The organism is Streptomyces sp. NBC_00223 (genome assembly GCF_036199905.1).
GTDB lineage: Bacteria > Actinomycetota > Actinomycetes > Streptomycetales > Streptomycetaceae > Actinacidiphila.
Genome location: NZ_CP108109.1, coordinates 2,096,513 through 2,110,503 on the forward strand (window position 1 = coordinate 2,096,513; position 13,991 = coordinate 2,110,503).

The 13,991-nt window shown below is 72.7% G+C and carries 9 protein-coding genes; 8 read left to right on the top strand and 1 reads right to left on the bottom strand.

The features are described 5' to 3' along the window. The first annotated feature begins 173 nt into the window (after positions 1-173). The 4 genes from OHA30_RS33930 (at position 174) to OHA30_RS08780 (ending at position 4,598) form a co-directional block, all read left to right on the top strand. Complete coding sequence (locus tag OHA30_RS33930; protein WP_443045042.1) at positions 174-731, top strand: ATP-binding protein; 558 nt, start codon at positions 174-176, stop codon at positions 729-731. Positions 732-955: 224 nt separating this feature from the next. Next, a complete protein-coding gene (locus OHA30_RS08770; RefSeq protein ID WP_328913245.1) occupies positions 956-1,783 on the top strand; it encodes a hypothetical protein in 828 nt (275 codons plus the stop codon). Between the two features lie 80 nt (positions 1,784-1,863). Continuing rightward, positions 1,864-2,538 carry a hypothetical protein gene (locus OHA30_RS08775; RefSeq protein ID WP_328913246.1) on the top strand — a complete coding sequence of 225 codons (675 nt, stop codon included), beginning with the start codon at positions 1,864-1,866 and terminating at the stop codon, positions 2,536-2,538. Positions 2,539-2,993: 455 nt separating this feature from the next. After that, entirely contained in the window at positions 2,994-4,598 is a 1,605-nt protein-coding gene (locus OHA30_RS08780) for a BspA family leucine-rich repeat surface protein (RefSeq protein ID WP_328913247.1), read from the top strand. Between the two features lie 569 nt (positions 4,599-5,167). Here the strand turns inward: OHA30_RS08780 and OHA30_RS08785 are convergent. Then, positions 5,168-6,454, bottom strand: coding sequence for a COG1470 family protein (locus tag OHA30_RS08785; RefSeq protein WP_328917787.1), 1,287 nt, complete (start codon positions 6,452-6,454; stop codon positions 5,168-5,170). Positions 6,455-6,843: 389 nt separating this feature from the next. On the opposite strand from OHA30_RS08785, the gene OHA30_RS08790 reads away from it, so the two are divergent. From OHA30_RS08790 to OHA30_RS08805, 4 genes are all read left to right on the top strand, one after another. Beyond that, positions 6,844-7,560: a helix-turn-helix transcriptional regulator gene (locus OHA30_RS08790; protein WP_405786132.1), complete on the top strand. Its 717-nt coding sequence runs from the start codon at positions 6,844-6,846 to the stop codon at positions 7,558-7,560. A gap of 259 nt (positions 7,561-7,819) precedes the next feature. Next, positions 7,820-11,038, top strand: a complete 3,219-nt coding sequence (locus OHA30_RS08795; protein ID WP_328917788.1) for a hypothetical protein — start codon at positions 7,820-7,822, stop codon at positions 11,036-11,038. Beyond that, on the top strand, positions 11,035-11,739 hold the full coding sequence (locus OHA30_RS08800) for a DUF4255 domain-containing protein (RefSeq protein ID WP_328913248.1): 705 nt from the start codon (positions 11,035-11,037) through the stop codon (positions 11,737-11,739). Before OHA30_RS08795 ends, OHA30_RS08800 begins: the two co-directional genes overlap by 4 nt. 152 nt (positions 11,740-11,891) lie before the next feature. After that, positions 11,892-13,910 carry an ATP-binding protein gene (locus OHA30_RS08805; protein WP_328917789.1) on the top strand — a complete coding sequence of 673 codons (2,019 nt, stop codon included), beginning with the start codon at positions 11,892-11,894 and terminating at the stop codon, positions 13,908-13,910. Positions 13,911-13,991: the final 81 nt, after the last annotated feature.

The following is a 13,991-nucleotide window of genomic DNA, read 5'->3' on the forward strand; positions in this document are numbered from 1 at the left end:
AGATCGGGGGCCGATCGCCCCAGAAAGTTTCCGGTTGCCCGTGATCGAGCGATCAGGGGAGTTTCCTCCCGCGAGCAGCCGATGCCTCGTTCACTTTCCAGGACAGCAGTTTTGCTCCCGGACCTGTGGACTTCACTTCGCCAGGTCCCCGCACACAGGCGAGAGGTGTGACCGTGGCTTCCGGCTTCCAAAGCACGCTGGACTTGGCCTGCGAGTCCTCCGCCACTCGGTACGCCCTTGCACACGCGCGGGATGTACTGCGTCGGTGGGGGCTACTCCGCAGTGTGGTGGCCGACGCCCTCGTCATCGTGGACGAGTTGGTGACCAACGCCGTACGGCATGCCGGTGCCGACTTCGCTGAACCCTTCGACCCGAGCGGTGGCCAGCCGAAGGTTCGGATGTGCGCGCTGTTCCTGTGGGTCGCTACGCACGAGTTGGTCATCTGCGTCCGCGACCAGAACGACCAACTCCCCGTGCTGCGCGACGTTTCTCTCGATGCCGAGAACGGACGTGGTCTTCAACTGGTCGCTGGGCTCAGCGAGGGCAGGTGGGGGTACGCCGTTGTGGCTCCGCGGCCGGGGAAGGTGGTCTGGGCGAGGCTCACGGTCGAGGGCAGTACCGTTCGGCAGCAGCCTTCAGCGTCTGCGGATCGAGAGGGGCCGGCCCCGGGCCACCGAGGATTACAGGACCCGCGTTCTGTCTCGGACTGGCGAGACGCGGTGAGCGCGTGAAGAACCAGCGCCCTGGAACGGAAGCCTGCGAAGGCTTGGTACGGCCCGGCCGCCCCTGCCCGCTGAGGCCGATGATCTCAACTGCTGGATCTCCCCCGTTGAGCTGGCGGGCCCCGGCCAGGGCCGACGCCGTGCCCGTAACCCGGCGGGCAACGCCTGCCACGTACTGACTTCTCCGGTTGCGTCCGCTACCGGAGCGCCCCATCACGAGCAGAGGAATGACCTTGCACTCGATTCATCACACCTCGTCAGCCCCTTTACTCGACGGTAATGACACCGCCGCCGTCGCCGCGTCCCACGTCGGCGGGCCGTACTCGGCCGGCGTCCGGGCGCGGGTGCGGCTGATGACCGTGGCCCGTACCGCCGGCCTTCACCTGTCGCCCCAGGAGTCCGGCGACGCCTCCGGCGGGGGTCGGGTGTTGCTGGGGGAGGCGGACGAGGTGGCGGTGCGCGCGCTGGCCGAGCTCATCGTCGCCGCCCGGCACAGCACCCCCGTGCCCGTCGTCGCGCCCGTCTCCGGCAGTGCCGCTCACCGGCTGCGGGAGACCGCACGCGCGGTCGGCCTGGAGCTGAACCCCGGCACGCCCCGCACCGGGGTTGACGGACCCCGCTACCCCCTGGGCGACGCCGATCACGCCACCGTGTCCCGCCTGGCCGACCTCATCACCACCGGCCACACCCGCCTGCACCTGGCCGCCGACGACCTGCGCTTCGCCCTCGTCGCCCACGGCCTCAACGCGGAACAGGTCAACGTCGACGCCGGAACCGTGGTCTTCGGCGCCATCGACGTGCCCGACGTCGGCACCCTCCTGCGCCTGCTGACCGGCGAGACCGGAAACGGCCCCGACTACTCCGACGACCCCCAGGGGTGCGAGGCGCTGGCCGCACGCATCACCGACGCGGTGAAGACCGTCACCGGCGGCGGCGACGTCGACGCCGCCTACACCCCGTACTGCCCCCGGTGCCGCGAGGAAGCCGCCATCCTCCTGCACGGCCTCCCCCTCCCGTACATCGCGCGCCTGACCGACCACCTCACCCGCACCGCCGCATAGCGCACACGCACCGCGGGCGGAGGACCGGCCAGCACCCTCCGCCCGCAACACCGCCGCCACCCACAGGAAGACCCCGACCCGTGACCCCCGTCCCCTTCATCACCCTGCGCGAGAACGAGCACGACGTCTCCGACCACTCCCTCGCCCTGCGGCCGTTCCGCAACGGCCTGGGACTGTGCTACGCCGACGAACACGACGACGACCGCGACCCCAGCGGAATCCTCTACGCCCGCGTCACCCAAACCCGCAACCCCACCAACTGGCCCACCGGCAAACCCCACTGGAAACAGGTCCATCCCTCCCGCCAGCGCGAATGCGCCACCCACATGCTCTGCCACGTCTGCAAAAACCAGCCCAGCCACAACGAACACGGCACCCTCTTCATCGACGTCCCCAGCACCCAAGGCCACCCCGAAGCGAGCCAGTTGGAGGGCCTGCGGACCTTCCAGCCGCCCGTCTGCCTGCGCCACGCCAAAACCGCCATCGACCTGTGCCCCCACCTCAAGCGCAACGCCTTCGTCGCCATGCGCGTCGCCGCACCACGTGTGGTCGGAATGCTCGGCACCCCCTACACGATCTCCGGATTCACCATCACACCCGCCCGCACCCCAGGCGGCACCGCAATGAAACAGGCGATCATCCCCTTCAACCACCCCCAACGCCACTACTTCCTCGGCGCCCAATACGCCATCGAACTCAACCAGGTGACCGTCGTCGACCTCGAAGACGAACTCGCCACCGCCGGCCATCACTAGCCGCCCGCTCGAAGCGCCCCTCCGGGCCGCGGGCTGACCTGGTGGCCTGATGTGATCGGTCAGGAGGGGAGGTTGGGGCGGAAGGTATCGTGCCAGCGGGGTGATTTCGGGCGGCAGAACCGGCATGGATCGGTCTCAATCCGGATGTATCAGGTGTCGCCGCCGTATATGAGCTGCCGAAGGGGGTGTTTTGCGAGGCCAAGGGCCAGTACGGTTCTCCGACCAGGTGATCAATTCCGGTCACTCTGTCCCTCTGTGTTGGAGACCGGTTCATGCGAAGACTGTCTGTGGGAAACGGTGCCGCGGTGGTGGTTGCCGTGGTACTCGGTCTGGTGGGCACGGCGATACCGGCGCAGGCCGTGTCAACCAAGCCCGGCGTGCGGGTGTCGCCTTCGGGGTCCTCCCTGAGCCGGGCTCAGGCGGTCAAGGTCTGTCCGACGAACATCCGTGACGCTGTGACGATCCGGGCGCGGGTCCTGGTGGGCAAGGCATGGAAGACCACTTCGGCGAAGCCGAAGAAGGGCAATGCCTGTGTCTCCCTGGTGCCGGGCAAGCTCGTGGCGAAGCCGGGCGCGTACAAGATGCAGTACCAGGTGCTCCGGCACAAGGGCGCCACCGTCACGGCGGCCAGGACCACCAAGGTCGTGGCGTCGTCCGTGAAGGTGTCCAAGCCCGCCGTGACCACCAAGAAGGTCTCGGTGGCGGTGTCACCGGTCTTCGGCCAGAAGGTGGCCCTCCAGGTCAAGTCGGGCTCGTCCTGGAAGGCTGTCACCACGGTGACCGCGAAGACGACCGGCGGGTCGCAGACCCTTTCGTACACCACGCCGAAGGCGGCCGGGACGTACCGGGTTCTGTCGAAGAAGGCGACGTGGGCCCTGGAGAAGGCGTCGTCCTCCTTCACCGTCACCGTCCCCAAGCCGACCCCGAAGCCGACTCCGACGCCCACCCCCAAGCCCACCCCGACCTCGACCCCGACCTCGACTCCGACGCCCACCCCCACGCCGACCCCGACTCCCACGTCCACCCCGACGACGCCGGACCCGTCGTCCGACACCCCGTCGCTGCGCCTCGTCTTCGACACCTCCGCCGCGTACTGCGACATCGAGGACCCGGTCACGCTGTCGACGCCGGGCGCCGACGGAACCATCTCCTGGGGTGACGGCGACGCCCCGGTCGCCCTGTCCGACGCCCCGACACGCACCTTCACCACCGCGGGCGTCCACGAGGTGACCCTGACCGGCACCATCCCGGCCCTGCACGCGCCGGCCTCCGGCGCGGACTGCCTGACCCGGGTGGACCGCTGGGACGCCGGGACCGGTACGACCGACCTCAGCGGGGCGTTCCAGGACGCCTCCAACCTCACCTCGGTGGCGACGCCCCCGCCCGGTGTGACCACGCTCGCCTACACCTTCAGCGGCGCCGGCTCGTTCAACGGCGACATCAGCGGCTGGGACACCTCCCACGTGACCACCCTCCAGGGCACGTTCCGCTGGGCCTCGTCGTTCGACCAGCCGATCGGCGGGTGGGACACCTCCCACGTGACCGACCTGGACAGCACGTTCTACAGCGCGTCGTCGTTCGACCAGCCCATCGGTGACTGGGACACCTCCCACGTGACGACCATGGACTCCCTGTTCTACGGAGCCTCGTCGTTCGACCAGCCCATCGGCGGCTGGGACACGTCCCACGTGACCAGCCTGGGCGGCACCTTCGCCACGGCCACCGCGTTCAACCAGCCCATCGGCGGGTGGAACACCTCGCAGGTGACCGACCTGGACAGTACGTTCTTCGGTGCGTCGTCGTTCAACCAGCCCATCGGCGGGTGGGACACCTCCCACGTGACCACCCTGAGCGCGACGTTCTCCAGGGCCCTGGCCTTCAACCAGCCCATCGGCGGGTGGAAGACCTCCCGCGTGACGGACATGAACACCACGTTCTTCAATGCCTCCTCGTTCGACCAGGATCTGAGCGCCTGGAACGTCGGAGCGGTCGTGGTCAGAGCGAACTACGACACGGGTGCCACTTCCTGGCAGGCCGCGGGCAAGCCGCGCTTCTCGTGACACCGGCCCGGTCGTCCGACCGGGATCAGGCCGCAAGGCCACACACATCGGGCATCCGGAGGCCGTAGCCGCCGGACGCCCGGGGCGGTCCGCCATCTGTCGGCGGACCGCCCCTTTGCGTGGCGGCCCGGCAGGGCTTCGGCAGCGCTTCGGCCGGGCTCTCGAAGGCGCGGTCACAGAGACGACGGCCCCGCGACCGTGACGACTCCTGCGGAGGGGCGCGCCGCGGGGCACTCGCGCCGGCGCATCGGACGGGCGGGCGGGGGCCGGACACGCTCCGGCTCGAACCGGGCCGACCGCGGCTCGCAACAGGCGCGTTGGAGCACTTCACCGGCGTGCGCGTCCGTGAAACAAGCCGGTCGAGAACAGGCCAACCCACTTCCGCCGACGCACCGGGCGGCCGGGACGACAGCGCGCGGAAAGCCTTACCGGGCAACCGCGTTCGGGAACGCCGAGTCCCGGCCGGCTCCTTGGGACCGCGGAAGACCGCCAGTCGATTTTCGGACGGAGCCGCGCTTGCCCCTTCCTCTCGCGCCTCACCAGGCGAACGATGTCCCACGAGTTGCACGTCAGGGTTGCGTGTCGATGAGCACACCACTCACGTTCAGGATCTCGTGGCACTGCTGTGCCTGACGCCCGGTGGCCGGTGTGCCCGGCTTCGCGCAGGTCACGTTCACCGTGACGGTCGCGTTCTCAGGGATCTCGATGGGGGTGACCCAGTGGTAGTCCTGGTTGCGAAAAGTCTCCAGTGCGATGGTGGTGATCTTCCGGTCGCCGAAAGCGATGGTCATCACCCCTTCGTCGCCCTGGAAGTTGGCGACGACGATGTCCGTGACGCCGAAGACCTTGCCCGGGGGCACCACGTAGTCGCCGGTCTTGCTCTTCCCGCCGGACACCTGCACGTCGATGGTGGCCGAGCTCTGCTGCCCGCCGCCGCCCGCCGTACCGCCGGTTCCGCCGGATGCCGTTCCCTTGCCCGGCTGCGCGGTCGCGCCGCCGGCCTGCGGGGAGCTGGTGCCCGGGCCGGAGCCATCGGGTGGCGGCTGCCCGTTCCGGGTGCCGACGGGTGTGGGGCTCTGATGCGCCACCGCGTCGGCGGCCTGCTTGGCCGTGCTGCGCACCACCGGACGCACCAGGGCGAACCAGGCGAGTACCAGCGCGATCAGGAGTGCGAGCAGGGCGAGCAGCCACTTGGGGAAGACCGGGATCTGGACGAACTGCGCCTCCAGCAGCGGCGGTTGTCCGGCCGCGGCCCGATCGGTGCCCTGCGCCACCGAGGTGTCGCTGACGTGCACGGTGAACGGCCAGACCACCGGCTTGCCGAACCAGATCGGCCGGCCGGTCGCGCGTACCCGCAGCAGGGTCTGCGCCGACTCCCCCGGTTCCAGTCGCAGTTCGGTGGGCGAGAACGCGAACCGCAGTTCCTCTCCCGCCTGTTCTGGTGTGAAGGCCACCTGGGCCGGGGAGTTGCCCTCGTTGCGTACGGCCAGCCGGTAGCGGCCCCGCAGCCAGCCGCGTCGGCGGTGCGGCAGCAGTTCGGCGCGGAGTTCATGGAACTCCTCGACGTGCACGGTGGTTTCGGGCACCGTGACGGACTCGGGGTGTTCGGCGGGCAGCACCCGTACGCCCAGGGGGATGTCACCGGCCCGCACCTCGGGGGAACGCGGCGGGTTCAGTCGGATGGTCACCGTCTCGGAGGTGCCCGGGTAGAGGGAGACGCGCTCGGGTTCGACGGCGGCCCAGGCCGCGCAGTCGCCGACGACCTCCAAGGTGTACGCCTCGACGATGTCGGTGTCATTGCGGACGGTCAGGACGGTCGAGGCGGTACCGCCGGGCATCACCGTCACCGCCGGGATGTCGAGTCCCGGCGCTCCGGCTCCGGAAGAGGCTGTGGGTGGCGTCACGCCACGACGGTAGGACCGCGGCCGGGGCGCGAGGAGAGGTACGAGGGCAACACCGGGGCAGTCGGCGTGCCCCGGGTGGTCAAGGGCGGCCGCCTCGAACGGCCCGCCGGTTGAGGCGGATCCGCGCCGTACGCGCCCCGCCGGACCGACGCCCCCGCCTCGCTTCCACACCCACGTCCACGTCCACGCCCACGCCCACGCCCCCGCTTCCCGCCTCGCTCCCCCACCGACGCTCCCCACCTCGCTTCCCCTCCCCCGCTCCCCCACCTCGCTTCCACGCCTTGCCGTTCCCGCAGTTCCCGCTCCTGCCCGACCATCGTCACGAAGTGGAACGCATCGATATGTCCGGCTCCGCGAAAGACACCCCGCTCGTCCCCGCACCTCACGTGTCCGTCCCCGCACCCCACCTGTCCGTCTCTGTCCCGGCCGACCGGACGCCGCGTGTGAGCGTGGCCGTCCACGCCCAGGACCAGGTCCTGTACATCGGCGTCGTGCACCAACTGCGCCAGCGCCCCGAGGTCGAGTTGCTCACCGAAGCCGACGCGGAACGGGCGCAGACCTCGCTCGTGATCGTCGACGCCGTGGACGACGCCGTCATCGCCCTGTTGCAGCGGATGCGGCGCAACTCCGCCACCAGAACCGGCCTGGTGGTCGGCACGTTCGACTCCACGGCGCTGCAACGCGTGGTCGAGTGCGGTGTCACCGGGGTGCTGCGGCGCGCCGAGGCGAACCAGGACCGGCTGCTGCACCTGGTGCTCGCGATGGCCAACAACGAAGGCGTCCTGCCCGGCGACCTGCTCGGCACGCTGCTGACCCAGGTCGGCAACTTCCAGCGTTCGACGCTCGATCCGCGCGGTCTGTCGCTGTCCGCGCTCTCCACGCGCGAGGCCGACATGCTCCGCCTGGTGTCGGAGGGGCTCGACACCGCGGAGATCGCGCAGACGACCTCGTACTCGGAACGGACCGTCAAGAACGTGCTGCACGAGATCACCACGCGGCTCCATCTGCGCAACCGGGCCCACGCGGTCGGGTACGCGCTGCGCAACGGGCTGATCTGACCGGCCGGGGGTCGGCCCGGCCCCGGGCCCTGCCCGAAAGCCCGCCCGGCCCCGGGCGCTGCCCGAAAGCCCGCCCGGCCCCGGGCGCTGCCCGAAAGCCCGCCCGGCCCCGGGCCCTGCCCGAAAGCACAGCCCGTGCTTCCCCCGGGCACGGACCGGCCGCCCTGCCGCGCGCACGAGCGCGTGCCGCACAGTGACGGAGCACATCCAGGGGGACATCCAGGGGCACATCCAGGTGTCCGGAGACTGCGAGGTGGACGTGGACGGCACGGCTGGCCCGGGCAGGCAGCGCCGACTGGGCGGATTCGGCGTGTCGCTGCTCCTGCTGGTCCCGCTGCTCGCGGGGACGGTGGCCTCCGCCTCCGGCGACTCCGAGCCCCGGCCGGCGTCGGACGACGTGACGGCCGTTCCCCTGGCGGACACCTCCGCCACCCGGATCGCCTACGCCGGCACCGACCACCGCAGCCTCGGCCGGGTCGCCACCACCACGTCCAGCGACCCGCTGTTCGGGGCGGGCCCCACGCACTTCGACGTCGATCCCGCCGCCCTCGGGGACACGCTGGTGTTCACGAGCCGGCGCGACGAGAAGTGTCCGCAGGTCTACCTGCGGGCCGCCGACGGGTCGGTGCGCAAGCTGACCAGCGGCCGGGACGCGGCCCATCCGCGGCTGACCCCGGACGGCGCGGCCGTGGTGTTCGACTCGGCGGAACCGGGCGGCCCGGACGGCGGGACGCAGCGCGACCTGTGGCTGGTGCGCACCGACGGCACCGGCCTGACCCGGCTGACCGACACGCCGTCCGACGAGGAGAGCCCGACCGTGTCACCGGACGGGACGCTTCTGGCGTACTCCGGCAACGGCGATCCCGCGCTCGGGCAGCAGATCTACGTACGCCCGCCGGCCGGCGGAGCCGCGACCCGGATCACCGGCGCGAACGGCGGTACGGCGACGGAGCCCGTGTGGAATCCGGTGGACGACCCGGCGCACCGGGACCTCCTCGCGTACACCTTCACCGCCGACGCGGCGACGGGCCCGCGGCTGAGGGTGACCGGCGGGGACGCCGGGGACCAGCCGCTGCTGGCGGGCGACCAGGCACAGTGGCGGACCCACGGGGCAGCCTGGCTGCCCGACGGGGACGGGGTGCTGTTCCTCAGCCCCGACCGCACCTGTGGCTGCGAGGGCGACTGGGAGCATGTCTTCCGGGCGCCGGCCCACTCCGCCGACACCCCGGAGCTGGTGCTCAGCGAGGACCGGGAAGTCGGCTCGGCGACGTGGGTCGGCCCGCTGGACGGCGGCTATCCGGTGGTGGACCGCACCACCGCGTCCGGGCCGCACGTGGTGACCCTCCAGGACATCCGCGCGGACGGCGCCGACCCGCGCGACCTCGGACTGGCCCTGCTGAACGAGGACCCGGCGGCCGACACCAACACCGACCCGTCGAAGGACCCGCTCTTCCAGCCGGCGGCCGGATACGACCCGTGGACCGAGCGGCAGAGCTACACGCCCGACGGCCGGCGCATCGTGGTCACCCGGTTCGAGGACGGCTCGGACGGGCGGCGGATCGAGCGGATCTGGACGGTGGACGCCGACGGCTCCCACCCGGAGCCGATGGACCTGGCCGGGCGGGGTGCGGACGACTGGGACACCGACCCCGCCGTCTCCCCGGACGGCAGGTACCTCGCCTTCACCCGGACCTCGCCGGGCGGCGTCGGCTCGGCTTCGGGACCCGGCCGCGTCCTGATCGCCGACTTCACCACCGGCGCGATCCTGTACGAGATCCCGCCGGACGGGCAGCCGGGCGGCGACGCCCAGCCCACCTGGTCCGCGGACGGCACGACGCTGGCCTTCACCCGTGACGAGGTGATCGACGGGGTCGGCGGCAGCAAGCACATCTGGACCGTGCCGTTGAACAGCCTCGACCAGGAGCGCGACTTCAGCGCGCTGATCTGCCCCGGCACCTGCGCGGTCATCGACGACAGCCCGTCGTTCTCCCCGGACGGGCGCTCCCTCACCTTCAACCGGAAGAACGGCGGCGGGGTGGTCGACGAGCGCAACGGCATCCTGCTCGCCTCGGCGTCCGGCGACGACTGCGAGGTCGTACTGCCCGAGGCCGCCCGGGGCACCGCCGACGCCTGCCGGCAGGAACTGCCCGACACCTCGGTCACCGGACCGCACCAGCCGCGCGACGCGGCCTGGACGGAGGACGGCACCGGGCTGGTCATCAGCTCCCGCAACGGTCTGCCCGCCGACTCCCCGGAAAAACTCAGCCTGGTGGACGTCGCGAGCGGGGCTCTGACACCGCTGACGGCGGATCTGCCGGGCCGTCAGAAGGAGCCCAGCGTCCAGCCGTTGGCGGACCTGTCGGTGCGCGCCCCGGACACGGTGCCCCCGGTGACCGTCGGCACGGCCGCCCAGATCGGCCTCGACGTCGTCAACAGCGGTCCGGCCGCCTCGCCGGACACCACGCTCACCTTCGTTCCGCCGCCCGGTGTGACGGTCACCGGGGTCGACTTCCCCGGCGGCAGTTGCGACGCCGTGTCCCTCCAGTGCGACATGGGGGTGGTGGCGCCCGGCACGAGCGTGCCGGTGACCGTGACGCTCACCGGGAGCATCGTCGGCGACCAGCCGGTGGACTGGTCGGTGGCCGGCGACGTCCTCGACCCGCAGCCGGGCGACAACACCGCCAGCACCGTGGTGCCGGTGCAGGACGCCGCTCCGCCGACGTCCCCCCCGACGTCCCCGCCCACGTCTCCCCCGACGTCCCCGCCGACCTCGCCGCCCACGTCCCCGCCGAGTCCGCCCCCGACGACGCCCCCCACAGCGCCCGCGCCGAAGGCGGGGCCGGGGGTCCGTGTCACCGCCCGGCCGAACCCGGGATACGTGGGCGGCCGGGTCGTGGTTACGTACACCGTGCGCAACGGCCGCGACGCGACGGCGACCGGGCTGCGGCTGCGCCTCGGACTGCCGGCCGGCATCCCGAACGGCGGGCCGCCGCCCGGCTGCGACACCTCCTGGTTGTGCGCGCTGCCGGACCTGGCACCGGGCGCCGCCGACACCGTACAGGTGGTGCTCGCCCCCGACCACGCGCTGACCGCGCGGATCACGGGTGTCCTCACCACCACCGGGACGGACGCCGACCCGGGCGACAACAAGGCGCACACGACGCTGCGCATCCTCCAGCCGCGGATCGTCGCCGTACCGGACATCGGCAAGCCCGGCTTCGTCACCTCCGTACGCGGCAAGGACTTCCCGCCGGGGGTTCCGGTGCGGTTCACCTGGAACCCGGGGATCACCGCGGCCGCCGTGCCCACCGTGCCGGGCCCTGACGGCACGTTCATCGGACAGCTGCTCATCCTCGCCAAGGACCAGACGGGGCCGCGGACCATCACCGCGCGGGGCTCCGGGTTCTCCGCGGTGAAGACCGGCTTCCTGGTGGTGGACGGCACCATGCAGCCGCCCGACGAGGTGAACCGCCGGTGATCCACGAGGTCGACGAGGCCCTGCGCGGCCTGCTCGCCGAGTCCGGGCTCGAAGCGTCCGGCGTCGAGATCGTCTTCGACGCGCCCACCCGCGAGTGGGCGGCCCGCCGCAACGCCCCCACGGTCTGCGTGTTCCTGTACGACATCCGGGAGGACGCCACCCGGCGCGGCAGCGGCGCCGGGGAGGTCCACGACGAGGACGGGTACGTGGTGGCGCGGCGCACCCCGCCGCGCTGGTTCGAGCTGACCTTCCTGGTCACCGCGTGGGCGAGCCGCCCGCAGGACGAGCACCGGCTGCTCTCGCAGGTGCTGGCCACCCTGGTGGCCGTCGACGCGCTGCCGGAGCGGCTGCTGACCGGTTCCCTCGCGGAGCTGGGCCTGACGGTGGGTCTGGACGCCAGCGGGGCACGGCTGGACGCGCCGGCCGCCGCCGACGTGTGGTCGGCGCTCGGCGGAGAACTCAAGGCGTCGCTCGGCGTGCGGGTGCGCGCCCCGCTCGCCGGGGTGAGCCGGGCCGCCGCGCCGCCGGTGACCGAAGGGCTCGTGGTGCGCTCGGCCGCCCGGAACGGGGGCGCCGATCCGGTGCCGGGCCGCCGGCTGCGGTACGAGGAGCTGGACGACCCGGGGCCTGAGGGCTTCGCCGGGCCGCGTGAGCGGCGCCCCGCGCCGGCCCGCCGCCGCAGGGGAGGCCGCCAGCCGTGACCGGCACCGTCGACGCCGAAGCCGACGCCGACTCAGGCACCGGCACCGGCACCGGCACCGGCACCGCGGACACCTTCGACGCCGCCGTCGCTTTCCACACCGCCGGCCCTCCTGAGCCGGCCACCGCCGGGGCCGATCCCCTCTGGTCGCGGCTGCGACTCGTCGAGGAGCGGGTACGGTACGCCGTCGCGGAGCGCCGCGCCGCCGATCCCGACCCCGACGACCCCTACCGGGGCCAGTACCTCTCCCCCGAGGCGGTGCGGCGGATCTTGGACTCGCCGGGCGGGCTCCAACTGCCGGGGGACGAGCCGCCGCTTCTACCGCCCGGGTCCGTACTCGGCGTGCTCGCCGCGGAGTTCGGGCTGTCGCCGCTGGACACGGATCTGCTGCTGGTCGCGATGGCCCCGGACCTGGACGCCCGGTTCGAGCAGCTGTACGGCTACCTCAACGACGACCTGACGCGGCGTCGGCCGACGGTCGGGCTGGCCCTGGAGCTGTGCGGGCTGGCGTCGGCGTCGGCCGCCCGGTTCCGGCTCTCCCCGACGGCGTCCCTGGTGGCGGGCGGTCTGCTGGAGGTCACCGAGCAGGACCGCCCCGTGCTGTCCCGGGCGCTGGCGGTCCCGGACCGGGTCACCGCGCATCTGCTGGGCGGTACCGAGCCCGACGCCCGGCTCGCCGGGGTGCTCGGCGAGGCCGTGGACGACCCGACGGCCGAGGCCGAGGAGGTCCGCCGGGCGGCCTCGGCGGCCCGCTCGGGAACGGGCCTGGTGCACCTGCTCGACCGGGGCGGCGACGCGCCGGGGCTCGCGGCCGCGGCCCTGCGGGCGGCCGGGCTGCGGCCGCTGGTCCTCGACGCGGCGGCGCTGTCCCGGCACTCCGGCGACGTGCCGGTGCTCGCCGGGGTGGCCGCCCTGGAGGCCCGGCTCACCGGGGCGGGTGTCGTCCTCGGCCCGTTGGAGGCGCTGCCCCCGGAGCCGGGCGAACGGTCAAGGAGGGTACGGGCGTTCTGCGCCGCGCTGCGCGGCATCCCGCTGTTCACGTACGGCACGGACGGCTGGGATCCGGTGTGGGCGGCGCAGACGCCGGTCGTGCTTGCGGTGGATCCGCCCTCACCGGCCCGGCGGGCCGCGCGCTGGCGGCACGCCCTGGACCGGGCCGGCGCCGGCGGGTCGGCGGCCGGGGACGCCGACGGGCTCGCCCGGGCGGTCGCCGCGCACCGGCTCGACGGCGGGCAGCTGCGTCGCGCCGTCGGGGCCGCCGTGCGCGCCGCCGCGCTGGCGGGCCGCCCGCTCTCCCCGGACGATCTGCGGTCCGCCGCGCGGGCGCAGAACGGCGCGGGGCTCGCCCGGCTGGCCCGCCGGGTGGTGCCTGACGTCGGCTGGGACGACCTGGTGCTGCCCGCGCCGACCCTCCGACGGTTGCGTGAACTGGCCGTCCGGGCCCGCCACCGGGACCAGGTGCTCGGACAGTGGCGGATGCGGCCGGGCGGGGGCCGGGGGCGCGGTGTGATCGCGCTGTTCGCGGGCGGGTCGGGCACCGGCAAGACCATGTCCGCCGAGGTGGTCGCGGCGGACCTCGGCATGGATCTGTACGTGGTCGACCTGTCCACGGTCGTCGACAAGTACGTCGGCGAGACGGAGAAGAACCTGGAGCGGATCTTCACCGAGGCGTCGGCGGTCAACGCGGTGCTGCTCTTCGACGAGGCCGACGCGATCTTCGCCAAGCGGTCCGAGGTCAGGGACGCGCACGACCGGCACGCCAACGTCGAGTCGGCGTACCTGCTCCAGCGCATGGAGTCGTTCGACGGGATCGCCGTGCTGACCACCAATCTGCGGGCCAACCTGGACGAGGCGTTCACCCGCCGGCTGGACGTGGTCGCGGACTTCCCGGTGCCCGAGGCCGGCCAGCGCCTGGCCCTGTGGGAGCGGTGCCTGGGCGACCGGCTGCCCCGGGCCGACGACCTGGACCTCGTCTTCTGCGCGGACCGCTTCGAACTGGCCGGCGGCTCGATCCGGGCCTGCGCGGTGACCGCGGCCTACATCGCGGCGGAGACCGGGGAGCCGCTGACCATGGGGCAGTTGGTGACGGCGGTGGCGCAGGAGTACCGCAAGCTCGGACGACTGGTCCTGGAGGACGAGTTCGGGCCGTGGCTGCGGGACATGCCGGCCTGAGGGCGGACCTGCCCGCCCCCGCACGGTGCCGCTCGGCCCGTACGCCGCCGTGTCCCGCTTCCGGCCCGGGTCCGGCTCCGC